At 59.9% G+C, this 24,919-nt stretch carries 23 protein-coding genes, 2 tRNA genes and 1 rRNA gene; 10 read left to right on the forward strand and 16 right to left on the reverse strand.

The features are described 5' to 3' along the window. Positions 1-133 precede the first annotated feature (133 nt). The 4 genes from H0I86_RS28540 to tyrS all read right to left on the reverse strand — a co-directional run bounded on the left by H0I86_RS28540 (position 134) and on the right by tyrS (position 3,665). Positions 134-209: transfer RNA gene (locus H0I86_RS28540), tRNA-Ala, on the reverse strand. A gap of 26 nt (positions 210-235) precedes the next feature. Continuing rightward, positions 236-312, reverse strand: a tRNA-Ile gene (locus H0I86_RS28545). Between the two features lie 65 nt (positions 313-377). Next, positions 378-1,914 (reverse strand): 16S ribosomal RNA (locus H0I86_RS28550). Between the two features lie 551 nt (positions 1,915-2,465). Then, positions 2,466-3,665 carry a tyrosine--tRNA ligase gene (gene tyrS, locus H0I86_RS28555; protein ID WP_180922999.1) on the reverse strand — a complete coding sequence of 400 codons (1,200 nt, stop codon included), beginning with the start codon at positions 3,663-3,665 and terminating at the stop codon, positions 2,466-2,468. Between the two features lie 211 nt (positions 3,666-3,876). Here tyrS and H0I86_RS28560 point away from each other — a divergent pair, with 211 nt between their 5' ends. Both H0I86_RS28560 and H0I86_RS28565 read left to right on the forward strand, forming a co-directional pair. Continuing rightward, on the forward strand, positions 3,877-5,307 hold the full coding sequence (locus tag H0I86_RS28560) for a peptidoglycan DD-metalloendopeptidase family protein (RefSeq protein ID WP_180923000.1): 1,431 nt from the start codon (positions 3,877-3,879) through the stop codon (positions 5,305-5,307). A 2-nt stretch (positions 5,308-5,309) separates the two neighbouring features. After that, the gene (locus H0I86_RS28565) at positions 5,310-6,401 is read left to right on the forward strand and encodes an anhydro-N-acetylmuramic acid kinase (protein ID WP_180923001.1); all 1,092 of its coding nucleotides are present in this window, start codon (positions 5,310-5,312) and stop codon (positions 6,399-6,401) included. A gap of 67 nt (positions 6,402-6,468) precedes the next feature. Here the strand turns inward: H0I86_RS28565 and erpA are convergent, their stop codons facing one another. Together erpA and argC are read right to left on the reverse strand one after the other, a co-directional pair. Then, on the reverse strand, positions 6,469-6,819 hold the full coding sequence (erpA, locus tag H0I86_RS28570) for an iron-sulfur cluster insertion protein ErpA (protein ID WP_007906865.1): 351 nt from the start codon (positions 6,817-6,819) through the stop codon (positions 6,469-6,471). A gap of 167 nt (positions 6,820-6,986) precedes the next feature. Beyond that, positions 6,987-8,021, reverse strand: coding sequence for an N-acetyl-gamma-glutamyl-phosphate reductase (gene argC, locus H0I86_RS28575; protein WP_009045860.1), 1,035 nt, complete (start codon positions 8,019-8,021; stop codon positions 6,987-6,989). Positions 8,022-8,155: 134 nt separating this feature from the next. On the opposite strand from argC, the gene hemJ reads away from it, so the two are divergent. The 6 genes from hemJ (at position 8,156) to coq7 (ending at position 12,661) form a co-directional block, all read left to right on the forward strand. Beyond that, on the forward strand, positions 8,156-8,587 hold the full coding sequence (hemJ, locus tag H0I86_RS28580; RefSeq protein WP_180923002.1) for a protoporphyrinogen oxidase HemJ: 432 nt from the start codon (positions 8,156-8,158) through the stop codon (positions 8,585-8,587). A 35-nt stretch (positions 8,588-8,622) separates the two neighbouring features. Then, positions 8,623-9,591, forward strand: a complete 969-nt coding sequence (locus H0I86_RS28585; RefSeq protein WP_114761272.1) for an NAD(P)H-dependent flavin oxidoreductase — start codon at positions 8,623-8,625, stop codon at positions 9,589-9,591. Positions 9,592-9,683: 92 nt separating this feature from the next. After that, a complete protein-coding gene (locus H0I86_RS28590) occupies positions 9,684-10,553 on the forward strand; it encodes a DUF805 domain-containing protein (RefSeq protein ID WP_180923003.1) in 870 nt (289 codons plus the stop codon). A gap of 128 nt (positions 10,554-10,681) precedes the next feature. Further along, on the forward strand, positions 10,682-11,470 hold the full coding sequence (locus H0I86_RS28595) for an SDR family NAD(P)-dependent oxidoreductase (protein ID WP_009051137.1): 789 nt from the start codon (positions 10,682-10,684) through the stop codon (positions 11,468-11,470). Positions 11,471-11,549: 79 nt separating this feature from the next. Continuing rightward, on the forward strand, positions 11,550-11,888 hold the full coding sequence (locus H0I86_RS28600; RefSeq protein ID WP_007930180.1) for a histidine triad nucleotide-binding protein: 339 nt from the start codon (positions 11,550-11,552) through the stop codon (positions 11,886-11,888). Between the two features lie 125 nt (positions 11,889-12,013). After that, positions 12,014-12,661: a 2-polyprenyl-3-methyl-6-methoxy-1,4-benzoquinone monooxygenase gene (gene coq7 / locus H0I86_RS28605; protein ID WP_124322549.1), complete on the forward strand. Its 648-nt coding sequence runs from the start codon at positions 12,014-12,016 to the stop codon at positions 12,659-12,661. Positions 12,662-12,744: 83 nt separating this feature from the next. On the opposite strand, the gene H0I86_RS28610 is transcribed toward coq7, so the two are convergent. After that, positions 12,745-13,167: an OsmC family protein gene (locus H0I86_RS28610; protein WP_009045862.1), complete on the reverse strand. Its 423-nt coding sequence runs from the start codon at positions 13,165-13,167 to the stop codon at positions 12,745-12,747. A 234-nt stretch (positions 13,168-13,401) separates the two neighbouring features. Here H0I86_RS28610 and crp point away from each other — a divergent pair, with 234 nt between their 5' ends. Then, positions 13,402-14,046, forward strand: a complete 645-nt coding sequence (gene crp / locus H0I86_RS28615; protein WP_009051139.1) for a cAMP-activated global transcriptional regulator CRP — start codon at positions 13,402-13,404, stop codon at positions 14,044-14,046. Here crp and H0I86_RS28620 read toward each other — a convergent pair. From H0I86_RS28620 to H0I86_RS28635, 4 genes are all read right to left on the reverse strand, one after another. Next, positions 14,043-14,744: a lipoate--protein ligase family protein gene (locus H0I86_RS28620; RefSeq protein WP_180923004.1), complete on the reverse strand. Its 702-nt coding sequence runs from the start codon at positions 14,742-14,744 to the stop codon at positions 14,043-14,045. The two genes, crp and H0I86_RS28620, sit on opposite strands and share 4 nt — an antisense overlap. 67 nt (positions 14,745-14,811) lie before the next feature. Further along, the gene (gene trpC / locus H0I86_RS28625; RefSeq protein ID WP_009051141.1) at positions 14,812-15,648 is read right to left on the reverse strand and encodes an indole-3-glycerol phosphate synthase TrpC; all 837 of its coding nucleotides are present in this window, start codon (positions 15,646-15,648) and stop codon (positions 14,812-14,814) included. Then, positions 15,645-16,694 (reverse strand): anthranilate phosphoribosyltransferase, encoded by a 1,050-nt coding sequence (trpD, locus tag H0I86_RS28630; protein WP_092304072.1) that lies wholly within the window; start codon positions 16,692-16,694, stop codon positions 15,645-15,647. The genes trpC and trpD overlap by 4 nt, the downstream gene beginning before the upstream one ends. Positions 16,695-16,703: 9 nt before the next feature. Beyond that, a complete protein-coding gene (locus H0I86_RS28635) occupies positions 16,704-17,297 on the reverse strand; it encodes an aminodeoxychorismate/anthranilate synthase component II (protein ID WP_007930170.1) in 594 nt (197 codons plus the stop codon). Between the two features lie 408 nt (positions 17,298-17,705). On the opposite strand from H0I86_RS28635, the gene estP reads away from it, so the two are divergent. Then, entirely contained in the window at positions 17,706-19,616 is a 1,911-nt protein-coding gene (estP, locus tag H0I86_RS28640; RefSeq protein ID WP_180923005.1) for an esterase EstP, read from the forward strand. A gap of 71 nt (positions 19,617-19,687) precedes the next feature. On the opposite strand, the gene trpE is transcribed toward estP, so the two are convergent. The 5 genes from trpE to H0I86_RS28665 form a co-directional block, all read right to left on the reverse strand. Then, the gene (trpE, locus tag H0I86_RS28645) at positions 19,688-21,169 is read right to left on the reverse strand and encodes an anthranilate synthase component I (RefSeq protein WP_180923006.1); all 1,482 of its coding nucleotides are present in this window, start codon (positions 21,167-21,169) and stop codon (positions 19,688-19,690) included. A 70-nt stretch (positions 21,170-21,239) separates the two neighbouring features. Continuing rightward, a complete protein-coding gene (locus H0I86_RS28650; RefSeq protein WP_180923007.1) occupies positions 21,240-22,058 on the reverse strand; it encodes a phosphoglycolate phosphatase in 819 nt (272 codons plus the stop codon). Beyond that, positions 22,055-22,729, reverse strand: a complete 675-nt coding sequence (gene rpe / locus H0I86_RS28655; protein WP_009051147.1) for a ribulose-phosphate 3-epimerase — start codon at positions 22,727-22,729, stop codon at positions 22,055-22,057. Before rpe ends, H0I86_RS28650 begins: the two co-directional genes overlap by 4 nt. 80 nt (positions 22,730-22,809) lie before the next feature. After that, the gene (locus H0I86_RS28660; protein ID WP_180923008.1) at positions 22,810-23,958 is read right to left on the reverse strand and encodes an iron-containing alcohol dehydrogenase; all 1,149 of its coding nucleotides are present in this window, start codon (positions 23,956-23,958) and stop codon (positions 22,810-22,812) included. A gap of 132 nt (positions 23,959-24,090) precedes the next feature. After that, positions 24,091-24,915 (reverse strand): ABC transporter permease, encoded by an 825-nt coding sequence (locus H0I86_RS28665; RefSeq protein WP_180923009.1) that lies wholly within the window; start codon positions 24,913-24,915, stop codon positions 24,091-24,093. Positions 24,916-24,919 lie beyond the last annotated feature (4 nt).

Here is a 24,919-nt window from a genome sequence, read left to right on the forward strand (position 1 = left end):
TATCCAGTCTATCTTTCTATCACATACCCAAATTTTTAAAGAACGATTCTGATAAAGATCAGAAATCAACATTCATCGCCACTTTAGCGGAATGCTCATTTCTAAGCTTTAAACGATGGACACCAATCTGTAATGGTGGAGCCAAGCGGGATCGAACCGCTGACCTCCTGCGTGCAAGGCAGGCGCTCTCCCAGCTGAGCTATGGCCCCGTATCGCTACAGGGTGCACCAGTAATTGGTGGGTCTGGGCAGATTCGAACTGCCGACCTCACCCTTATCAGGGGTGCGCTCTAACCAACTGAGCTACAGACCCAATCGTCTTCTTCAATGAATCAAGCAATTCGTGTGGGAGCTTATGAAGCAGCTGATGTCGTCGATTAAGGAGGTGATCCAGCCGCAGGTTCCCCTACGGCTACCTTGTTACGACTTCACCCCAGTCATGAATCACACCGTGGTAACCGTCCTCCCGAAGGTTAGACTAGCTACTTCTGGTGCAACCCACTCCCATGGTGTGACGGGCGGTGTGTACAAGGCCCGGGAACGTATTCACCGCGACATTCTGATTCGCGATTACTAGCGATTCCGACTTCACGCAGTCGAGTTGCAGACTGCGATCCGGACTACGATCGGTTTTATGGGATTAGCTCCACCTCGCGGCTTGGCAACCCTCTGTACCGACCATTGTAGCACGTGTGTAGCCCAGGCCGTAAGGGCCATGATGACTTGACGTCATCCCCACCTTCCTCCGGTTTGTCACCGGCAGTCTCCTTAGAGTGCCCACCATAACGTGCTGGTAACTAAGGACAAGGGTTGCGCTCGTTACGGGACTTAACCCAACATCTCACGACACGAGCTGACGACAGCCATGCAGCACCTGTCTCAATGTTCCCGAAGGCACCAATCCATCTCTGGAAAGTTCATTGGATGTCAAGGCCTGGTAAGGTTCTTCGCGTTGCTTCGAATTAAACCACATGCTCCACCGCTTGTGCGGGCCCCCGTCAATTCATTTGAGTTTTAACCTTGCGGCCGTACTCCCCAGGCGGTCAACTTAATGCGTTAGCTGCGCCACTAAGAGCTCAAGGCTCCCAACGGCTAGTTGACATCGTTTACGGCGTGGACTACCAGGGTATCTAATCCTGTTTGCTCCCCACGCTTTCGCACCTCAGTGTCAGTATCAGTCCAGGTGGTCGCCTTCGCCACTGGTGTTCCTTCCTATATCTACGCATTTCACCGCTACACAGGAAATTCCACCACCCTCTACCATACTCTAGCTCGCCAGTTTTGGATGCAGTTCCCAGGTTGAGCCCGGGGATTTCACATCCAACTTAACGAACCACCTACGCGCGCTTTACGCCCAGTAATTCCGATTAACGCTTGCACCCTCTGTATTACCGCGGCTGCTGGCACAGAGTTAGCCGGTGCTTATTCTGTCGGTAACGTCAAAATACTCACGTATTAGGTAAGTACCCTTCCTCCCAACTTAAAGTGCTTTACAATCCGAAGACCTTCTTCACACACGCGGCATGGCTGGATCAGGCTTTCGCCCATTGTCCAATATTCCCCACTGCTGCCTCCCGTAGGAGTCTGGACCGTGTCTCAGTTCCAGTGTGACTGATCATCCTCTCAGACCAGTTACGGATCGTCGCCTTGGTGAGCCATTACCTCACCAACTAGCTAATCCGACCTAGGCTCATCTGATAGCGCAAGGCCCGAAGGTCCCCTGCTTTCTCCCGTAGGACGTATGCGGTATTAGCGTCCGTTTCCGGACGTTATCCCCCACTACCAGGCAGATTCCTAGGCATTACTCACCCGTCCGCCGCTCTCAAGAGAAGCAAGCTTCTCTCTACCGCTCGACTTGCATGTGTTAGGCCTGCCGCCAGCGTTCAATCTGAGCCATGATCAAACTCTTCAGTTCAAACATCTTTGGGTTTTGAGAAAACCCTAAACTTGGCTCAGCAATCGTTGGTTACATCTTTGATTTCTCGCGGAGTAACTTGTGATGCTGATAATCTTTTTGACTATCAGTCTGACTCCACAAGCACCCACACGAATTGCTTGATTCAGTTGTTAAAGAGCGGTTGGCTAAGTCTTTCGTCTCAACCGAGGCGCGCATTCTACAGCAGCCCCTATATCTGTCAAGCGGTTATTTTAAGAAGTTTTCAAAGTTTCCTTTGCAACTTCAACCACTTGCGCTTCCGATCTCTCGTCAGCGGGAGGCGAATTCTACAGCGTTACACACTGCTGTCAACACCTCTTTTTCTCCGCTTTCGACCGAGAAGATCGAACCGTCAATAAGGCGAAAACAAGACACCTTATCAACTCCTTCGGGCTTCGATGAACTGAAGCGCAACCGCTGTCGAAAACCGCGTAACTCATTGAATCTCAAGGAGTTTTCCGTTTCGACTGCGCCGGAAGTGGAGCGAATTATAGAGAGATATAATTCGCCGTCAACACCTATTTTCAGTTTTATTCGGATTTAAGTGTAATTCGTGCAAAAGCCTTCTTTCCGGCCTGGCAAATATGAGTCGAGCCGATCGCCCATATAAAGGAACGCTCAACCACCTCACCATCCACACGCACACCACCCGAGCCGAGCAGGTCACGCGCCATCGCCGAGTTCTTTACCAAGCCGGCCTTATTAAGGACAGCCGCGATCGGCATGTCTTCAGCAGCAGCCAGCTCGATCTCAGGCAGATCATCCGGCAGCTCACCATCCTTCATACGGTTACCCGCCGCACGATGAGCATTCGCCGCAGCCTCTTCACCATGGAAGCGCGCAACGATCTCTTCAGCCAGCTTGATCTTGATATCCCGCGGATTCGCACCCGCCTCGACATCCGCCTTAAAGGAAAGGATTTCCTCCATGGAGCGGAAGCTCAGCAGCTCGAAGTAACGCCACATCAAGGCATCCGGAATAGAAACCAACTTGCTGTACATGACTCCTGGCGTTTCTTGGATACCCACATAGTTACCCAGCGACTTGGACATCTTCTTGACGCCGTCCAACCCCTCGAGCAATGGCATCGTCAGAATGCACTGAGCTTCCTGACCATAACCGCGCTGCAGCTCACGACCCATCAACAGGTTAAACTTCTGATCGGTACCACCCAACTCCACATCGGCACGTAGCGCCACCGAGTCATACCCCTGAACCAGCGGATAGAGGAACTCGTGAATGGCAATTGGCTGATTGGTGGAGTAGCGCTTGTCGAAGTCGTCACGCTCGAGCATACGGGCAACGGTGTACTGGGAAGTCAGGCGAATGAAATCCGCAGGCCCCATTTTGTCCATCCAGGTGGAGTTGAAGGCCACCTCGGTTTTCGCCGGGTCGAGAATCTTGAACACCTGACTCTTGTAGGTCTCGGCATTTTCGAGGACCTGCTCGCGAGTCAGTGGCGGACGGGTTGCGCTCTTGCCGCTCGGATCACCGATCATCCCAGTGAAGTCGCCGATCAGGAAGATCACCTGGTGCCCCAGATCCTGAAACTGGCGCAGCTTATTAATAAGCACGGTGTGCCCCAGGTGCAAATCCGGCGCCGTCGGGTCGAAGCCAGCCTTAATACGCAGCGGCTGGCCGCGCTTGAGCTTTTCGATCAGCTCGGACTCGACCAACAACTCTTCCGCACCACGTTTGATCAGCGCTAGCTGCTCTTCAACCGACTTCATAACAGACCCGCAAGGCTCAGATTCAAAGGGAACCAACCATACAAGATCAGCGCCCAATTACAAGTTTTGCCCGGCGTATGGATGGCTTTCCGCGAACAGGACGTCCGCAGGCTTGCTTAACAGATGATTTGGTTATATTTTATACAGTTATTTCATCTTCATCATGTCATTCATCTTTTCCAATTCATCTTTTTCAAAGTCAAAATTACCTATGACCACAGAACCGCCTAAAGCCCCACCGCTTTATCCGAAGACCCACCTGCTCGCCGCAAGTGGCATCGCCGCCCTCCTCAGCCTGGCGCTCCTGGTATTCCCTTCCAGTGATGTAGAAGCCAAAAGAACAACTCTGAGTCTTGATCTGGAAAGCCCAGCCGAGCAACTGACACAAGATCAAGACGCTGCAGACGCCGTACAAGCCACAAATGAAGCCGTACCTTCCCCGTTCGCGCAAATCGAAAACAGCCCCGAAGACACCGCAAAGACCGCTGAAACCACTCAAGAACAGCCTACTCCAGCCCTAGCAGAAGAAAAGAAGACGGCCAATCACAGGGAAGTCATTGTTGCCAAGGGCGACACCCTTTCCACGCTATTCGAGAAGGTCGGCCTGCCAGCCACCTCGGTGCACGAAGTGTTGGCCAGCGACAAGCAAGCCAAGCAGTTCACCCAGTTGAAGCGCGGCCAGAAACTTGAGTTCGAACTGGGCCCGGACGGTCAGTTGAGCAACTTGCACAGCAAGGTCAACGACCTGGAAAGCATCACCCTGACCAAAGGGCCAAAAGGCTTCGCCTTCAGCCGTATCACCGCCAAACCCATGGTGCGCACAGCCTACGTTCATGGCGTGATCAACAGTTCGCTGTCGCAATCCGCAGCACGAGCTGGCCTCTCTCACAGCCTGACAATGGACATGGCCAATGTCTTTGGCTACGACATCGACTTTGCCCAGGATATCCGCCCGGGCGACGAGTTCGACGTGATCTACGAGCAGACCGTCGTCAATGGCAAAGCCGTGGGTTCCCGCAACATTCTCTCTGCGCGCTTCACCAACCGCGGCAAGACCTACACCGCGGTGCGTTACACCAACAAACAAGGCATGAGCAGCTATTACACCGCTGACGGCAATAGCATGCGCAAGGCCTTTATCCGTACGCCGGTGGACTTTGCACGTATCAGCTCACGCTTCTCCATGGGCCGCAAGCACCCGATCCTGAATAAGATCCGCGCTCACAAAGGCGTCGACTACGCAGCCCCTCGCGGCACGCCAATCAAGGCCGCCGGCGATGGCAAGGTGCTCCTGGCAGGTCGTCGTGGCGGATACGGCAACACCGTGATCATCCAGCACGGCAATGCCTACCGCACGCTGTATGGCCATATGCAAGGCTTCGCCAAAGGCGTCAAGACCGGTGGGACCGTCAAGCAGGGCCAGGTGATCGGCTACATCGGTACCACCGGGCTTTCCACAGGCCCGCATCTGCACTACGAGTTCCAGGTCAACGGCGTTCACGTCGACCCTCTGGGCCAGAAGCTGCCGATGGCCGACCCGATCGCCAAAGCGGAACGCGCGCGCTTCCTACAACAAAGCCAGCCGCTGATGGCGCGGATGGATCAGGAAAAAGCCACCCTGCTCGCTTCGAACAAGCGTTAAGCATGGCGCTCTATATAGGTGTGATGTCCGGGACCAGCCTTGATGGCCTGGATATCGCGCTCATCGAGCAAACCCCGGCGATCAGGCTGATCGCCACGCACTACATCCCCATGCCCGAATCCCTGCGCACCGAGCTGCTTGGCTTGTGCGCCAGCGGCCCCGATGAAATCGCCCGCTCCGCCATCGCCCAGCAGAACTGGGTAAAGCTGGCCGCCCAAGGCATTCATAGCCTCCTTGCCCAACAGCAGCTGAAACCCGCTGACATCCGTGCCATTGGCAGTCATGGCCAGACCATTCGCCATGAGCCAGCCCGCGGTTTCACGGTCCAGATCGGCAACCCGGCCCTGCTGACAGAGCTCACTGGAATTACGGTGGTCAGCGACTTCCGCAGCCGCGACGTCGCCGCCGGCGGCCAGGGCGCCCCATTGGTGCCGGCCTTTCATGAAGCGCTCTTTGATCGAAGTGCCGGCAAGCGCGCGGTCTTGAACGTCGGCGGCTTCAGCAACCTGAGCCTGATCGAGAACGACAAGCCGGTTACCGGCTTCGATTGCGGCCCGGGCAACGTTCTGCTGGACGCCTGGATCAATGCCCAACGTGGCGAGAACTACGATCGCGACGGCCAGTGGGCTGCCAGTGGCCAAGTTGAGCCGACGCTGTTGAACGCACTGCTCAGCGACCCGTTCTTTGCCACTCAAGGCCCGAAGAGCACTGGCCGCGAGGTGTTCAACCTGGAATGGCTACAGGGGCATCTGGCTCGCTTGCCAGTTTTTGCTCCCGAAAACGTACAGGCAACGCTCCTGGAGCTGACGGCACTGACCATTGTCGAGTCGCTGCAAGCCGCGCAGACCGGTACCCAGGAACTGTTGGTCTGCGGCGGTGGCGCCCACAACTCGGCCTTGATGAATCGCCTGTCCAGCCTGCTGCCTAACGCCAAGGTCAGCAGTACCGCCACCCACGGCGTCGATCCGGACTGGGTTGAAGCCATGGCGTTCGCCTGGCTGGCCCACTGCTGCCTCGAAAGCATAGCCGCCAACCGCCCAAGCGTCACCGGTGCCCGCGGCCTACGTGTATTGGGCGCGATCTACCCCGCCTGATCGCCAGACAGCAAAACGCCGCAAAGCCCGAAAGCCCTGCGGCGCCTGATAAAACCTTGACCAGCGATCAGATCGAGAACGAAGAACCGCAACCGCAAGTGGTCGTGGCATTCGGGTTCTTGATCACGAAGCGCGAACCTTCCAGACCTTCCTGATAATCCACCTCGGCACCCGCCAGGTACTGGAAGCTCATCGGATCGACCACCAGGCTGACACCCTCGCGCTCGACGATGGTGTCGTCATCCGCGACTTCTTCATCGAAAGTGAAGCCGTACTGAAACCCTGAACAACCGCCGCCCGTAACGAATACGCGCAGCTTCAAGCGATCATTACCCTCCTCATCGACCAGGCTCTTCACCTTGTGTGCGGCACCGTGAGTGAATTGCAAAGCCGTGGGGGTGAAGGATTCGACGCTCATGCTGACTATCTCCCGGCGTTACGCCGCCATAATGCGTGATGACGCGCATTATCCGCTTCTCCCAGAAAAGCGGTCAACTATTGTTACGGTATATCAATAAGCCCGGGGGCTCACCGCAGAATGCAAAAAGGCCCGTAACGGGCCTTTTGCTGAAGCAGGCAGACGCCTTAAGGCAGCATTCCAGCGTGGGACAGACCCAGGCGCTCGTCCAGACCGAACAGGATGTTCAGGTTCTGTACGGCCTGGCCCGAAGCGCCTTTGACCAGGTTGTCGATCACCGACAACACGACCACCAGATCGCCATCCTGCGGACGGTGCACGGCAATCCGGCAGACGTTGGCGCCCCGCACGCTACGGGTTTCCGGATGGCTGCCCGCCGGCATCACATCCACGAACGGCTCGTTGGCATAACGTTTCTCGAACAGCGCCTGCAGGTCCACCGACTTGTCCACAACAGTGGAATAGAGCGTCGAGTGAATTCCGCGAATCATCGGCGTCAGGTGCGGCACGAACGTCAGGCCGACATCCTTGCCCGCCGCACGGCGCAGGCCCTGGCGAATCTCCGGCAGGTGACGATGCCCCTTGACCGCATAGGCCTTCATGCTTTCCGAGGTCTCGGAGTACAGGGAGCCAACACTGGCACCCCGACCGGCACCGCTGACACCCGACTTACAGTCGGCGATCAGCCGCGAAGTGTCGGCCAGCCCAGCTTCCAGCAATGGCAGGAAGCCGAGCTGGGTAGCGGTCGGGTAGCAACCCGGAACAGCGATCAGGCGCGCCTTCTTGATCTGCTCGCGATTGACTTCCGGCAGGCCATAGACGGCTTCGTCGAGCAATTCAGGGGCACCGTGAGGCTGGCCATACCACTTGGCCCACTCATCGGCGTCCTGCAGACGGAAATCCGCCGACAGGTCGATGACCTTGGTACCCGCAGCCAGCAGCTCCCCCGCCAGGGCATGGGCAACGCCGTGCGGCGTCGCGAAGAACACCACATCGCAGGCACCGAGGGTCTTGATGTCCGGAACGCTGAATGCCAGGCCGTCATAGTGGCCTCGCAGGTTCGGGTACATATCGGCAACGGCAAGGCCTGCCTCGGATCGGGAAGTGATGACTACCACTTCAGCTTGCGGATGCTGTGCCAACAGACGCAGCAGTTCGACACCGGTGTAACCCGTGCCGCCGACGATACCGACCTTGACCATAAACCTGCCCTCAACGAACCCACTGGAAAGCCGTCGATAATAGGGGCCACGCGCCCCTGCGACAACCGTCAAGGTGACGTGCGGAGGCTCCTGCCTCTACTATCTGCGCTACCGTGAACCTGGGAATAACCGAAATGCTCTATCTGTGGCTCAAAGCCTTTCACATCGTCAGTCTGGTCTGCTGGTTTGCCGGGCTGTTCTATCTGCCGCGCCTGTTCGTTTATCACGCTCAAAGCGAAGACACGATCAGCAAGGAACGCTTCAGCGTCATGGAGCGCAAGCTGTACCGCGGGATCATGGGGCCGGCGATGATTGCCACGCTGATTTTCGGTATCTGGCTGCTGAGCCTGAACCCCAGCGCCTACTTCGGCCAGGGCGGCTGGATGCATGCCAAGCTGATCCTGGCGGTCATCCTGATTGGCTACCACCACATGTGCGGTGCCCAGGTGAAACGTTTTGCCCGTGGCGAAAACACCCGCAGCCATGTCTTTTACCGCTGGTTCAATGAAGTACCAGTTCTGGTATTGCTGGCTATCGTAATTCTGGTCGTCGTCCGGCCGTTCTAACTCCTACTAGCCGTTCATTATTCGGAGTACTTCCAATGTCGCTGCCCGCTCTGCTCGAACAACGCTTGCGCTTGCCTGTCGTGGCGGCGCCGATGTTCCTGATTTCCAACCCACAACTGGTTCTGGCGTGCTGCCGCAACGGTGTGGTCGGCAGTTTCCCTGCCCTCAACCAGCGTGAAAGCAGTGGCTTCAAAGCCTGGCTGGAAGAAATCGAAGCAGGCCTTGCGCCCCTGGAAAACCCCGCACCCTATGCCGTCAACCTGATCGTGCATCACAGCAATCCACGCTTGAATGCCGACCTGGCGATCTGCATCGAACACAAGGTGCCTATCGTCATCACCAGCCTGGGGGCGGTGAAGGAGTTGGTCGATGCGGTGCATGCTTATGGAGGCCTGGTCTTCCATGACGTCACCACCCGGCGCCATGCAGAAAAAGCCGCCGAGGCCGGGGTCGACGGCCTGATCGCCGTAGCCGCCGGCGCCGGCGGCCACGCCGGGACCTGGAGCCCGTTCTCCCTGATCGCTGAAATCCGCCAGTTCTTCGACAAGACGCTGCTGCTGGCCGGCTGCCTGAACCATGGCCACGAGATCCTCGCCGCCCAATTGCTTGGCGCCGACCTCGCCTACTTCGGCACGCGCTTTATCGGCACCACGGAAAGCCACGCGCCGGAGGCCTATAAAGAGATGCTGCTGAGCGCCAAGGCCGCCGACATCGTGCACACCGCGGCAGTCTCCGGGGTTCCGGCAAGCTTCATGCGTCAAAGCCTGGAAAACGCCGGCTTCGACCTTGCCGCCCTACAGGGCAAAGGCGAAGTCAACTTCGGCTCGAAACTCAAGCCACTCAGCGACGAAGCCAAAGCCTGGAAAACCGTATGGTCCGCCGGACAAGGCGTCGGTGAAATCGATGACTTGCCGAGCGTCGATCAACTGGTCGCCCGCCTGGACGCCGAATACCGTGCAGCGCAGGAGCTGGCCGCTCGGCTGCCGCAACGCTGGCCACGCTGAATCGCTGATGTTTTTTGGCCAGCCACGGACGGCTGGCCTTAAACTATCGCCTTGCGAAAGCCCTCTCTATATAGCCGACAAGGAAGCCCTGCATGAGCGAAGACCGTTTCAAGATCGTATTTGACGGGGCTCTGCTTCCGGGTGTCGACATCGAACATGCCAAGCAGAAAATCGCCAAGCTGTTCAAAAGCGATATCGCCGCGATCGAGCCTCTGTTCAAGGGGCAAAACATCACCCTCAAGCGCGACCTCTCCCAGCAGGATGCCGATATTTATCTCGCCGCGCTAAACCAGGCCGGTATCGCCCCACGCGTCGAACCGGATCTTGCCCCAGGCACCAGCCAACCGACATCTCAACCTGCTCCCCCAGCGCCAGCCCCTTCACTTTCAGTGGACTTGCCTCAGGCAGGACCCACCGCGACAAGTGACTGGCAACGCCCGACACCGACACCGGCGCCAGAACCCATGGCCGGCGCGGACACTTCGCCCTATACCCCGCCTCAAGCCACAGTGGGCGATCCCCTCCCCGAGTTTGGCGAACTGAAGTTCTATACCGTCGATGGCCGCATCGGGCGCCTGCGCTATCTCGCCTGGACCCTGGCGCTGATCCTGTTGACTACCCTCGTCGGCGGTTTCCTGACCGCAGCCCTGGTCGGCAACGGCTTGCAGGTTACGGGAATGATCTTCCTTGGCGTCGTAGCACTGGCCTTCGCCTATCTGAACATCACCATTTCCGTTCAGCGCCTGCATGACCTGGGCTGGTCGGGCTGGCTCTGGCTGTTGAACTTGCTGCCTTTTGTGTACGCAGTGTTTCCGCTGCTGCTGGCGGTCCTGCCGGGCAACACCGGCGCCAATCGTTACGGCGCGCCGCCTCCGCCAAACAGTGGAGCAGTCAAGGGGCTTGCCGCGCTGTGGATAATCGTTTTGCTGCTGTCCTTCATTGGAGGGCTCAGCTCGGTCTAAGGCGTCCAGGATGGCAGCAGCGAAAGCAGCAAGCCCGCCCTGGCCACCTGTAGACTATCGGATTGAACTAACGCGCCGGTGCCTGGGACTTTACCCACAGGCGACCGACCGTTGCAATGGAGAACCGCATGACCCGTTACGCTCTGATCACAGGCGCCTCCAGCGGCATAGGACTGGCCCTGGCCGAAGCGCTGGCCCGGCGCGGCCGCAGCCTGATCCTGGTGGCCCGTCAGCGTGATCAGCTGGAAAGCATCGCCATCGAGTTGACCCAGCGCTTTGGTGTCGAAGTGCTGTTCCGCGCCTGCGACCTGTCCGAGCCTTTGCGGCTTTCGGGCTTTCTGCTGGAGCTGGAGGAAGGCGACCGGCAGATCGACCTGCTGGTGAACTGCGCCGGCATCGGCACCTGCGGGCCGTTCCTCGCCCAGGATTGGATGACCGAACAAGACCTGATCGAAGTGAACATTCTCGCCCTCACCCGGCTTTGCCACGCCCTGGGCAACAGCATGGCCTTGCAGGGCGGCGGGCAGATTCTCAACGTCGCCTCGATCGCCGGCTTCTATCCCGGCCCCTGGATGAGCACTTACTACGCCAGCAAGGCCTATGTGCTGCACTTCTCCGAAGGCCTGCGCGAAGAGCTGAAAAACAATGCGGTGAAGGTGTCCGTGCTCTGCCCCGGCCCGACCCGCACCGGTTTCTTTGATACCGCCCAGTTGAACACCAGCAAGCTCAACGACAGCAAGCTGCTGATGAGCCCGGAAGAAGTCGCGCTGTACACCGTACGCGCCCTGGAAAAGAACCGCGCCATTATCATCCCCGGCCGCCGCAACCGCTGGTTCGCGTTCAGCCCGCGCCTGGGTTCGCGCTGGCTGACCCGCAAGATTTCCGGCGCCGTCAACAAAGCCTATTGCCCGCGCTGAACTGACAATCATCTAAGGCTGTGCGCACTCGGCTTGCCTGAGTACACTCAGCCCGGACCAACACAACGGAGAAACAGCTGTGGATACTCTGTTCACCAAGATCATCAACCGGGAAATACCGGCGAAGATCATCTACGAGGACGACCAGGTTCTGGCCTTTCACGATATCGCCCCACAGGCCCCCGTGCATTTCCTGGTAGTTCCGAAAAAGCCGGTGCGTACCCTCAATGACCTGACCGAAGACGACAAGCTGCTGGCCGGACACATCCTGTTCACCGCCCAGCGCCTGGCCAGGGAACTGGGTTGCGAGGAAGGCTTCCGCGTCGTCATGAACTGCAATGAACTCGGCGGCCAGACCGTGTATCACATTCACATGCACGTTCTGGGTCAGCGCCAGATGCACTGGCCGCCGGGCTGATCCCCGTCCAAAGTGCGCGACAGCACACTTCTCGCCCGGTTTTGCCGAGAGTGTGCTGATCCAGCGCAGGCCTCTGCCTATCGATTGGGGTAAACTGGCCGCCGTGATTCTTCCCGGAGGTAAGCATGACTACCCAACGTCACTACTCGCCGATTGACCGTCTACTGCTGCAGGCAGATGCGGCAATGCGTACCTTGCTGCCCTTCAGCGGCCAGCCTTATCGCCCTTCCCCTGCCATCGTGCAGCCAGACGTGCAGATGAGCGAAGAGGACACCAAGCATGTCGCCGGCCTGATGCGCATCAACCATACCGGCGAAGTCTGCGCCCAGGCGCTGTACCAGGGCCAGGCCCTGACCGCCAAGCTGCCGCACGTGCGCGCCGCCATGGAGCACGCCGCGGAAGAAGAAATCGACCACCTGGTCTGGTGCGAGCAACGCATTCACCAGCTGGGTAGCCACACCAGTGTGCTCAACCCACTGTTTTACGGCATGTCGTTCGGCATTGGCGCGGTGGCCGGGCTGATCAGCGACAAGGTCAGCCTGGGTTTCGTGGCTGCCACTGAAGATCAGGTGTGCAAACACCTCAACGAGCACCTTGAGCAATTGCCGGCTGAGGACGAAAAATCCCGGGCGATTCTCGAGCAGATGCGCATCGACGAAGAACAACACGCCGAAAGCGCGCTGGATGCAGGGGGATTCCGCTTCCCGGCACCAGTAAAATTCGGCATGAGCCTGCTGGCCAAGGTCATGACCAAAAGTACTTACCGGATCTGATCGATACAAATTGCAGGCAAAAGAAAGGGCGCTTTTTCAGCGCCCTTTCTTTTGCCACGAGTTCAGGATGGTTGAATGGGAATTCAACCGAGCTCGACGATTTCGTAGTCGTGAGTGATGGCAACCCCGGCCGCCCCGAGCATGATCGATGCCGAGCAGTATTTTTCCGCCGACAGCTCAATGGCGCGCTTGACCTGGGCTTCTTTCAGCCCACGCCCCTTGACCACGAAGTGCATGTGGATCTTGGTGAAAACCTTGGGATCCTCGGTCGCACGCTCGGCGTCGAGAAAGGCTTCGCAACTTTCGACAGCCTGGCGGGACTTTTTCAGGATGCTGACCACGTCGAAGTTGCTGCAACCGCCTACGCCGAGCAGGAGCATTTCCATCGGGCGCACGCCCAGGTTACGACCACCAGCTTCCGGCGGGCCATCCATTACCACCACATGACCGCTGCCCGATTCCCCGAGGAACATGGCTTCGCCAGCCCATTGGATGCGTGCCTTCATCGCCAAGACTCCACTGCTAAAAAAGGGTCGCCAGCTTAGCACAGGGCCTTGGATGGCAGCGCTTTGCCTGTTCCGGTGCCACACTCAGTTCTGATAGGAAAATTCTTAATTACCCAAAGGATGTGTCTGTTAAGCTGGCGCCAAATCACTGGCGCATTGCCAGCTATCGGCGATCCTGCTTGACCGCCCCATAAAAAACCAAATCACACCGTGCTGTCTTTTCGGGATACAACCATGGTTGCTCTTGCCCCTACACCCAAGATCAAGAACCTCGACAAGCTGTTGATGCACTGCCAGCGCCGCCGTTATCAGGCCAAGAGCAACATCATCTGCGCCGGCGACCAGTCGGACACGCTGTTCTTCATCATCAAAGGCTCGGTCACCATCCTGATCGAAGACGATGACGGTCGGGAAATGATCATCGCCTATCTCAATGCCGGGGACTTTTTCGGCGAGCTGGGCCTGTTCGAACAGGCCGGACATGAGCAGCAACGCAGCGCCTGGGTACGCGCCAAGGTCGAATGCGAAGTTGCGGAGATCAGCTATGCGAAATTCCGTGAGCTGTCTCAACAGGATCCGGACATTCTGTACGTGCTCAGCGGCCAGATCGCCCAGCGCCTGCGCAACACCACCCGCAAGGTCGGCGACCTGGCGTTCTTCGATGTCACCGGGCGCGTGGCCCGCTGCCTGCTCGAACTGTGCAAGCAGCCGGATGCCATGACCCACCCGGACGGCATGCAGATCAAGGTGACCCGCCAGGAAATCGGGCGAATCGTCGGCTGCTCACGGGAAATGGTCGGCCGGGTGCTCAAGGACCTCGAAGAACGCAACCTGGTCCATGTCAAAGGCAAGACCATGGTGGTGTTCGGCACCCGCTAGAGCGGCAGGAACTGCGCCAGCATCTGCCGATACAGGGTATCCAGGCGCTCGATGGCATTCGGCGCGGCGAACGCCTCATGCAAGGCGATATGGCTCTCGGCACGGCAACGCTGCTCCAGGCCACAGGCCTGGTTGAACCGATTGACCGCCGCGACCATGGTTTCCCGCTCGTCATCCAGCAACAGCGCGCCATGCACCAATCCAACCGGACGCGTCCCACCCTTGCTCTGACGCCAACGCTGGGCGGTGCCAACCATCTTGCGCCCGTTGAGATTGACGTTGAACCGGCCATCGCAGAAAGCGCCCTCGACTTCACCCAGGGAGGGTTCGCCCCCCAGCTCGGAAAGCAGGTCGCAGATCGGCTGGCACAAACGGCGATAACCGGTTTCGATCCGGTTCTGGTCACCCTCACTGCGAGGCGGCGCATAGACCAGCGCGATATTGATCGTCGCAGCCGATTGCGGCACCGGCTCCCCACCGGTTTCCCGTAGCAACACCGGCCAGCCACTGGCGGCCAGTGCCTCGCAAGCCTGCTCAAACCCCGGCAAACGACTCAAGCGCCGCGGCATCACCAGCACCCTGTCACTCGGTTGCCAGAACAACAGGCCGTACTCCTGGTCACCGCTGCATACCTGGGCGAGCAGATCCTGTTCGGCCTGCAGGCCGGCTTCGACGGTCAGGGAAAGGGGTTGGGTCATGGCAGTAAAAGTCCTTTGCGATAGGTATAAAAAAGCCGGCGGCGCCGGCTTCTTCATCAACTCAGGTTCAGTCCAGGGTCGAACCGCTCACCGGCACGCCACGCTCCGGGAAGAACAGCCGTTGCAGTTCCAGGCCTGGGCTCTCGGCCCGCATAAAGGCCTCGCCCACCAGGAAGGAGTAGACGTCGCTGATTTCCATCAGCTCGACATCGGCCCGGTTGAGGATGCCGCTCTCGGTGATCACCAGACGATCGCGCGGAATCTGCGGCAACAGATCGAGGGTGGTCTCCAGATTGACCTCGAAGGTGTGCAGGTTGCGGTTGTTGATGCCCACCAGCGGCGTGTCGAGGGTTTTCAGGGCGCGTTGCAGCTCGTCGCCGTCATGCACTTCGACCAGCACATCAAGCCCCACGCCTTTGGCCACGGCAGCCAGCTCGGCCATCCTGGCATCATCCAGCGCAGCCACGATCAACAGCACGCAGTCGGCCCCCAAGGCACGGGCTTCGACGATCTGGTACGGATCGATCATGAAGTCCTTGCGAATCACCGGCAGCGAACAGGCGGCACGCGCCTGTTGCAGGTAGGCATCGGCGCCCTGGAAGTAATCGACGTCGGTGAGCACCGACAGGCAGGTCGCGCCGCCCTTCTCATAGCTCTTGGCGATTTCCGCCGGCACGAAATGCTCGCGGATCACGCCTTTGCTCGGCGAGGCTTTCTTGATTTCGGCGATCACCGCCGGCTGCTTGAGCTTGGCCTGGTCGAGTAGCGCCTTGGCAAAGCCGCGTGGCGCATCTGCGGCGCGGGCCAAGCCTTCGAGTTCGGCCAGGCTTACCCGTGCGCTACGCTCAGCCACTTCCTCGACCTTGCGGGCGAGGATTTTTTCCAGAACCGTCGGCACACTCATCCTTCATTCTCCTGCTTGAATACCGCGGTAAAGGCGCCCAATTCCTCAAGCTTCTCGCGAGCCAGCCCAGTGTGCAAAGCGTCATGGGCCAGGGCCACGCCCTCTTTCAGACTGCTGGCATGGTCCGCCGCATAGAGCGCGGCACCGGCATTGAGCACGATCATCTCCGCCGCCTTCTGCCCATGCTCGGTCTTGCGCCGCCCCAGGGCATCGCGAATCAGCTCGAGCGATGCCGCCGGGCTTTCGACCACCAGGCCGAACAGGCTCTGGCTCTTCATGCCGAGGTCTTCGGGCTGTACCCAATACTCAGTGATCTGATCGTCCTTCAGTTCGGCGACAAAGGTCGGCGCGGCGAGACTGAATTCATCCAGGCCATCCTGAGAGTGCACTACCAGCACGTGCTTGCTGCCCAAACGTTGTAAAACTTCGGCCAACGGCCGGCACAACGCCTGAGTGAACACACCCACCACCTGATGTTTCACGCCGGCCGGATTCGTAAGCGGGCCGAGCATGTTGAACAGGGTGCGCAGGCCGAGATCGCGGCGCGGGCCGGCGGCGTACTTCATTGCACCGTGATGGGACTGGGCGAACATGAAACCGATGCCGACGTTGTCGATGCAGCGGGCAACCTGTACCGGCGTCAGGTTCAGGTAGATGCCGGCGGCTTCGAGCAGGTCGGCACTGCCGCTTTTCCCGGACACCGCACGGTTGCCATGCTTGGCCACCGTGCAACCGGCCGCAGCGACGACAAAGGAAGAAGCCGTGGACACGTTGAAGATGTTCGCACCGTCACCGCCGGTGCCGACCACATCGACCACGCCGTCGAGGGTTTTCAGCTCGACCTTGTCCGCCAGCTCGCGCATGACCGAAACAGCGCCGACGATTTCGTCGATGCTTTCGCTTTTCATGCGCATAGCCATCATGAAGGCGCCGATCTGTGCGTCGGTGCACTGGCCGGTCATGATTTCACGCATGACCTGGCGCATTTCATCGGTGCTCAGATCGAGATGGCCGACGATACGGCTCAGGGCAGTCTTGATATCCATGGAAAGTCCTTAGCGCGTGCCGCCGCTCTGTTTGAGGAAGTTGGCGAACAGCTCGTGGCCCTGTTCGGTGAGAATAGACTCGGGGTGAAACTGCACACCCTCGATGTTCAGCGTCTTATGGCGCAGCCCCATGATCTCGTCGACGGAGCCGTCTTCCAGCTGGGTCCAGGCGGTCAGTTCGAGGCAGTCCGGCAACGTGTCGTGCTTGACCACCAGGGAGTGGTAACGGGTCACGGTCAGCGGATGGTTCAGACCGGCGAATACGCCCTTGTCCTGGTGAAATACCGGGCTAGTCTTACCATGCATCACCTGCCGCGCACGCACCACGTCGCCACCAAAGGCCTGGCCAATGGACTGGTGGCCCAGGCAGACACCCAGGATCGGCAGCTTGCCGGCGAAATGCTTGATCGCTTCGATGGACACACCGGCTTCGGTCGGTGTGCAAGGACCGGGCGACACGACAATCCGCTCAGGATTGAGCGCTTCGATTTCAGCCACGGTCAGCTCGTCGTTGCGCACTACCTTGACCTCGGCACCCAACTCGCCAAGGTATTGCACAACGTTATAGGTAAAGGAGTCGTAGTTATCGATCATCAGCAACATGGGAATTACAACCTCTTGAATTCACTGACTTTTAATACAGCCTTCAGTGGATTGCCCGCTGACAGGCCCGCCGGAGGTTGCAATCACTCAACCAGCACAAGCGGAGTCGAACAGGGGTAAAGAAGGCAAAGCGGCACAGGTCCGGCCGGGCCGGCAGAGAAAAGTTAGGCGCGCCAACGCCAACGGGCGTGTGCCTTAACAACTCGCATCAAGAGTTTGCTGACGATCAACACGGGGAAGGTCTCATTCATACGTTCAGGCACAGTAACTTAGCTGAGCAGAGGGTGCAATATGGCGGGCCCCGCGCCCGGATAAACAAGCGATATGGCTTATAGCCATAGCTGAAACGCAAAAGTTTTTGGTACTGTCGTCTCGTTCTCTACAACAATAAATAAAACGGACTTGCTCATGATCAAAAAGACGTTGTTCGTACCACTCGCCAGCAGTCTTTTGTCTTTGGCCTGCGTTCAAGCAATCGCAGCCCCCTCCCCCTATTCCAGCTTTATCGTGTTCGGCGACAGCCTCAGCGATGCCGGGCAATTTGCCGATCCAGGCGGTCCCGCGGGAGCCACCCAGCGCTTTACCAACCGCACCGGCCCGGTCTATCTGGATGGCAGCGGAGAACTCCGTTCCTCCAACTCGACCCAATTGCTCGGCGCCAAACTGGGATTCTCGGACGACCAGCTCGCCGCCTCGACCTCGGCCACCCGCGCCAGCGAAGGGCTGCCTGACGGCAACAACTGGGCGGTCGGCGGCTATCGCACCGACCAGATTTTCGATTCGATCACCACCACCTCGACCGCCGGCAGCCGTAGCCGCCCGGGTTATCTGGTGGCCAACAATTTCCGCGCCGACCCGAATGCCCTGTACTACCTGTCGGGCGGCGGCAACGACTTCCTCCAGGGCCGCGTCACCAGCCTCGACCAGGCCAATGCAGCAGCTGGTCGCCTGGTCGACAGCGTGCAGACCCTGCAACAGGCCGGCGCCCGTTACATCATGGTCTGGCTGTTGCCGGATATCGGCCTGACCCCGGCGATCAACGGCAGCCCGTTGCAAGGGTTCACCTCCCAGCTCAGCGCCCAGTTCAACACCGAGCTGGTGCGGCAACTGCAGACGGTCGATACCGAAGTCATTCCCCTTAATATTCCCGCGCTCTTGAATGAAAGTTTCGCCAACCCGGCGCAGTTCGGCCTGGCCATCGACCAGAACCTCACCGCCACCTGCTTCAGTGGCAATGGCTGTACGGAAAACGCCCGCTATGGCATTCACAGTGCCACACCGGACCCGAGCAAGCTGATCTACAACGATGCGGTCCACCCCACCGAAGCCGGCCAGCGGCTGATCGCCGATTACGCTTACTCCCTGCTGGCGGCGCCCTGGGAAATAACCCTGCTCCCGGAAATGGCCCAGGGCACCCTGCGCGCGCACCAGGATGAGCTGCGCAACCAATGGCAGGCCGACTGGGAGAACTGGCAGGGTGTCGGTCAATGGCGAGCGATTGTCGCCGCGGGCGGCCAGCATCAGGACTTCGACAGCCAGCGCAGCGGCGCCAGTGCCGACGGCAACGGTTTCAACCTGAACATCGGTGGTAGCTACCGGCTCAATGAGGCCTGGCGAGTGGGCGTGCTGGCCGGTGCCTATCGGCAGAAGCTCGAAGCGGGCAGCAACGATTCGGACTACAAGCTCAACACCTACCTGGGCACCGCCTTCGTCCAGTACCAGCAAAACCGCTGGTGGGCCGACGCGGCAGCCACCGCCGGGCATCTGGACTACGACAACCTGAAGCGCAAATTCGACCTGGGGCCTAACGAGCGCGGGGAAAAAGGCGACACCAGCGGCGACATCCTGGCCTTCAGCGCTCGCCTGGGCTACGACATCGCGCAGCAGGCCAGCAGCCCGTGGCACCTGTCGCCGTTCATCAGCGCCGACTACGCGCGAGCCAAGGTCGACGGTTACTCCGAGGACGGCAACGACTCCACCGCCCTGACCTTCGATGACCAGAAACGCACCTCGCGGCGCCTGGGCATCGGCCTGCAGGGCAAGTATCAGATCACCCAGCAAACCCAGGTGTTCGGCGAAGTCGCCCACGAAAAGGAATACGAGGACGATACCCAGAAGCTGACCATGGCCCTCAACAGCCTGCCGGACAACCACTACACCCTGGAAGGCTATACCCCGCAGACCAACCTGAACCGCCTGAACCTCGGGGTCAGCCACAAGCTCACCCAGGACCTGGCCTTGCGCGCCAGCTACAACATCCGCAAGGACGATGACTTCACCCAGCAAGGCATCAACGTCGGGGTCAGCCTCGACTTCTAAGCCTGAACCGCAGGCAATAAAAAACGCTGCCCCGTGAGGAGGCAGCGTTTTTTTATCGCCCTAGATCCAGCTCAGCTGTCAGGCGTTTGCTCGGCCAAGGCCACCGCGCGGAACATGGCGCGACGCTTGTTCAGGGTTTCTTCCCATTCCAGCGCCGGCACCGAGTCGGCGACTATGCCGCCACCGGCCTGCACATGCAGTTCGCCGTCCTTGATCACCGCCGTACGAATGGCGATGGCGGTGTCCATGTTGCCGTTCCAGGCGAAGTAACCCACTGCCCCGCCATACACTCCGCGCTTGACCGGCTCCAGCTCGTCGATGATTTCCATCGCGCGGATCTTCGGCGCGCCGGACAAGGTGCCCGCCGGCAGAATCGCCCGCAATGCGTCCATCGCGGTCAGCCCGGCCTTCAACTGGCCCGTGACGTTGGAGACGATGTGCATCACGTTGGAATAACGCTCGATCACCATCTTCTCGGTGAGCCTCACCGAACCAATCTCGGAAACCCGCCCGGTATCGTTGCGCCCCAGGTCGATCAGCATCAGGTGTTCGGCGATTTCCTTGTCGTCGGACAGCAGGTCCTTCTCCAGCGCCAGGTCCGCCTCTTCGTTGGCGCCGCGTGGGCGGGTGCCGGCGATCGGGCGAACGGTGATCAGGTTGTCTTCGACCCGCACCAGCACTTCCGGCGAACTGCCGACGACATGGAAGTCGCCGAAGTTGAAGAAGTACATGTAAGGCGTCGGGTTGAAGCAACGCAATGCGCGATACAGATCGATCGGCGCCGCCTTGAAGTCGATGGACATGCGCTGCGACGGCACCACCTGCATGCAGTCGCCCGCCAAGATGTACTCCTTGATGGTATCGACGGCACGCTCGTAGTCGCCCTGGGTGAAGCTGGAGCGGAATACCGGGTCGGCCGTCTGCTGCTTGCTGAAGTCCAGGCCGGGACGCGGGGTGATGGGCTGGCGCAGCTTCTCAAGCAACGCCTGCAGGCGTGCCTGGCCTTGCTCGAAGGCATCGGCCTGGGAAGGGTCGGCGAGGACGATAGCGTGCATCTTGCCGGCGAGGTTATCGAACACCACCACGGCGTCGGAGACCATCAGCAGAATGTCCGGTACGCCGATCGGATCCGGGTTCGGACATTTGCCCAGACGCTTCTCCACGTAACGCACACAGTCGTAGCCAAAATAACCGACCAGGCCGCCGTTGAAACGTGGCAGGCCCGCGATGGTCGGCACCTGGTAGCGCGCCTTGAATTCTTCGACGAACGCCAGCGGATCGGCCACGTCATGACTTTCGGTCTCGACGCCATCGACGGTGACGCTGACATGGTGGTCATGCACCCGCAGCACGGTGCGGCAGGGCAAACCGATGATCGAATAACGACCCCATTTCTCACCGCCCTGCACCGACTCCAGGAGGTAGGAGTTGGGCTGGTCGGCCAGTTTCAGGTAGATCGACAGCGGCGTGTCGAAGTCGGCCAGGGTTTCGCGGGCAAGCGGGATGCGGTTGTAGCCAGCAGCGGCCAAACGCAGGAATTCTTCGCGGATCATGGGGTGCCTCGTGGCTTGAGGTTCTGACAGTCAGGTATGCAAACGCGCCGGAAGACCGGCCAGGAACAAGTCAGGCGCGCCAACGCCAGCGGGCCAAGGCCTTGATGACTTTCATCCAGAGTTTGCGAGTGACCACCACGATGGCGTTTCCAGGAGGGGATTGAACAGCGTCGGGCAACGTTATCTCAGCGGCCGGATCCAGGCAACCGGGAATTAGCTGGCGCAGATCGTCGATCACCAGGGCCGGCATTTCCTCGGCAATCGGCTGTCCGTGGTTGTAGCCATAGCTCAATGCCACGCACTTCACGCCCGCGGCTTTCGCCGCCTGCACGTCGCTGCGCGAATCACCGACGAACAACGATTGCGAGGCCGGGATACTGGCCATTTTCATGACGAAAAACAGGGCGGCCGGATCGGGTTTCTTCTGCGGCAGGGTATCGCCACCGATGATCCAGCGGAAATAACGGCCGATCTTCATTTGATCCAGCAGGGGCGCGACGAAACGCTCCGGTTTGTTGGTGATCAGCGCCATTTCGACGCCCTGCTTGTGCAGCCATTTGAGGGTGTCGCGCACGCCGGGGTAGACCACGGTCAGTTCGTGGCCATCTTCATAGGCGCTGTTGAACAACTCCAGTCCGCGCTCCGCCTCGACATCGTCGACGCCCTGCGCCGCGATGTCGTTGGCCAGGGCCCGGCGCACCAGCATCTGCACGCCATTGCCGACCCACTCGCGCACCGCCTCGATACCGGCGGGCGGACGCCCCAGTTTGAGCAGCATGTCGTCCACGGCCGCCGCGAGGTCGGGAACCGAATCGACCAGGGTGCCATCCAGGTCGAACATCACCAGCCGCGGCAGACGCCCCGGGAACAGCTGCTCGAAACCGCTCATGGACGCGCCAGCGCCAGTTCGGCACGCATCTTCTCGATCACGTCCTGGTAGTTCGGCGCATTGAAGATCGCCGAGCCCGCCACGAAGGTATCGGCACCCGCTGCAGCGATTTCGCGGATGTTGTTCACATTCACCCCGCCGTCGATTTCCAGGCGGATATCGCGACCGGAAGCATCGATCAGGGCACGGGCCTCACGCAACTTGTCGAGGGTGCCCGGGATGAACTTCTGGCCGCCAAAACCGGGGTTGACGCTCATCAACAGGACCATGTCGACCTTGTCCATGACGTACTTGAGCACGTCCAGCGGGGTGGCTGGGTTGAACACCAGGCCGGCCTTGCAGCCGCCTTCGCGGATCATTTGCAGGGAGCGGTCAACATGCAGCGTGGCTTCCGGGTGGAAGGTGATGTAAGTCGCGCCGGCCTCGATGAAGTCGCCGATGATGCGATCCACCGGGCTCACCATCAGGTGGGCGTCGATCGGTGCTGTGATGCCGTACTTGCGCAGGGCAGCGCAGACCATCGGACCGATGGTCAGGTTAGGTACGTAATGGTTGTCCATGACATCGAAGTGCACGATATCGGCGCCAGCGGCGAGAACATTGTCCACTTCCTCGCCCAGGCGGGCGAAATCGGCGGAGAGGATCGACGGAGCAATTGCGAAGGGCTGCATGACGCACCTTTTTGAGCAGAAATCACGGTGGCGCGCATTGTATACCTCATGCTTTGGCGCGCGCACCGTGACTGCGATGATCAGTAAGCCGCGCGATAGATCTTCTCTATGTCGCCCGGGCTCAGCTTGCGCGGGTTGTTGCGCATCAGGCGTTCGATCCCCGCGGCCTCCACCGCCATGGACGGAATAGCCTCCTCCGGCACCCCAAAGCTGCGCAGTCCCGATGGAATCTCCACCGCGGCGCAAAGCTGGGTCATGGCCTCGACGGCCTTGTCGGCAGCTTCGGCCGCGCTCAGATGAGCGGTCTTCACCCCCATGGCCTCGGCGATATCCTGCATGCGCTCGACGCAGGCCATCTTGTTCCAGGTCATGACGTACGGCAGCAGTAAGGCATTGCTGACGCCATGGGCAATGTTGAAGCGCCCACCCAGCGGATAGGCCAGCGCATGCACTGCGCCGACCCCGGCGTTGCCGAAGGCCATGCCGGCCATCAGGCTGGCGGTGGCCATGTCTTCGCGGGCCTGCAGGTGGGCAGGATTGGCGTAGGCTTTGGGCAGCGCCTGGACGATCAGCTTGATGGCGCCAATGGCCAGGGAATCGGTGATGGGCGAGGCGTTGAGCGACAGGTAGGACTCGATGGCGTGCACCAGCGCATCGACACCGCTGGCGGCGGTGACACTACGAGGGCAGGTCAGGGTCATCTGCGGGCTGACCAGCGCCACATCCGGCAACAGGTAATCGCTGACAATGCCCTTTTTCAACTGAGCGACCTTGTCCGAGAGAATCGCCACATTGGTGACTTCGGAGCCGGTACCGGCCGTGGTGGGGATGGCGATCAGCGGCGGCCCCTTACGCGGCACCTGGTCGATACCGAACAGGTCTTCCAGCGCCCCATGATAACCGGCGTAGGCCGCAACGCTTTTGGCGATGTCGATGGCGCTGCCGCCGCCCAGGCCGATCAGCCCGTCGTGCCCGCCCTCGCGGTAAACCTGCATGCAGTCTTCGACGATGGCGATTTCCGGGTCGGGCAGCACCCGGTCGAAAATCTCGTAGTCACGCCCCCCCAGCTGCGCCAGCGCCAGCTCCACGGTGCCGGATTTGACCAGCGCGGCATCGGTGACGATCAGCGGGTTATCGACATCCAGACGGCTCAGCTCGGTGGACAGTTGCTCGATGGCGGCAGAACCGGTGAGCAGTTTGTGGGCGATTTTGAAAGAGGAAAGACTCATGTGCGCGGCCTCTTATAAAGGGGGAAGCTGGCACAAGAGTAGCTGGGGATTCGGGGTTGTCTGCCATTCAGCCAATGAATGCCGTAACAGATCGCGCCCACGGCCGGCGCGGGAGCGATCTGTCCGTGGCGATCAGACCGAGGCGGTCCGCAGTTTTTCGCTGCGGCCACGCAACCATTCCAGGGTCAGCAGCAAAATCACCGAGAAGGCGATCAGCAGCGTCGCCGCGGCGGCGATGGTCGGGCTGAGGTTCTCGCGGATGCCGCTGAACATCTGCCGGGGCAAGGTGGCTTGCTCGGGACCGGCGAGGAACAGCGTGACCACCACTTCATCGAACGAGGTGGCAAAGGCGAACAGAGCGCCGCTGATCACCCCCGGCGCGATCAACGGCAGGGTCACCCGACGGAACGCCGTCAGTGGCGAAGCGCCGAGGCTGGCCGCGGCCCGTACCAGGTTCTGGTTGAAGCCCTGCAAGGTGGCCGAGACCGTGATGATCACGAAAGGCACGCCCAACACGGCATGGACGATGATCAGCGAGAAGAAGCTGTTACCCATGCCCAGGGGCGCGAAGAACAGGTAGCTGGCCACACCGATGATCACCACCGGCACCACCATCGGCGAAATCACCAACGCCATCACCAGCGCCTTGCCGGGGAAGTCGCCGCGGGTCAGGCCGATCGCCGCTAGCGTGCCGAAGACCATCGCCAGCACGGTGGCCGCCGGGGCGACGATGATGCTGTTCTTCAGGGCGCGCATCCATTCCGCCGAGCCGAAGAAGTCGTGATACCACTGCAGCGAGAAGCCTTGCAGTGGGTACACCAGGAAGCTGCCCGAGTTGAACGACAGCGGAATGATCACCAGCACCGGTAGGATCAGGAACAGCAGGATCAAGCCGCAGAGAATCCGCAAGCTGTAGAACCAGACCCGCTCGACGGGCGACATGTAAGGGCTCAGCATTTCG

The sequence above is a fragment of the Pseudomonas chlororaphis subsp. aurantiaca genome (genome assembly GCF_013466605.1).
Classification (GTDB): Bacteria; Pseudomonadota; Gammaproteobacteria; order Pseudomonadales; family Pseudomonadaceae; genus Aquipseudomonas; species Aquipseudomonas chlororaphis_I.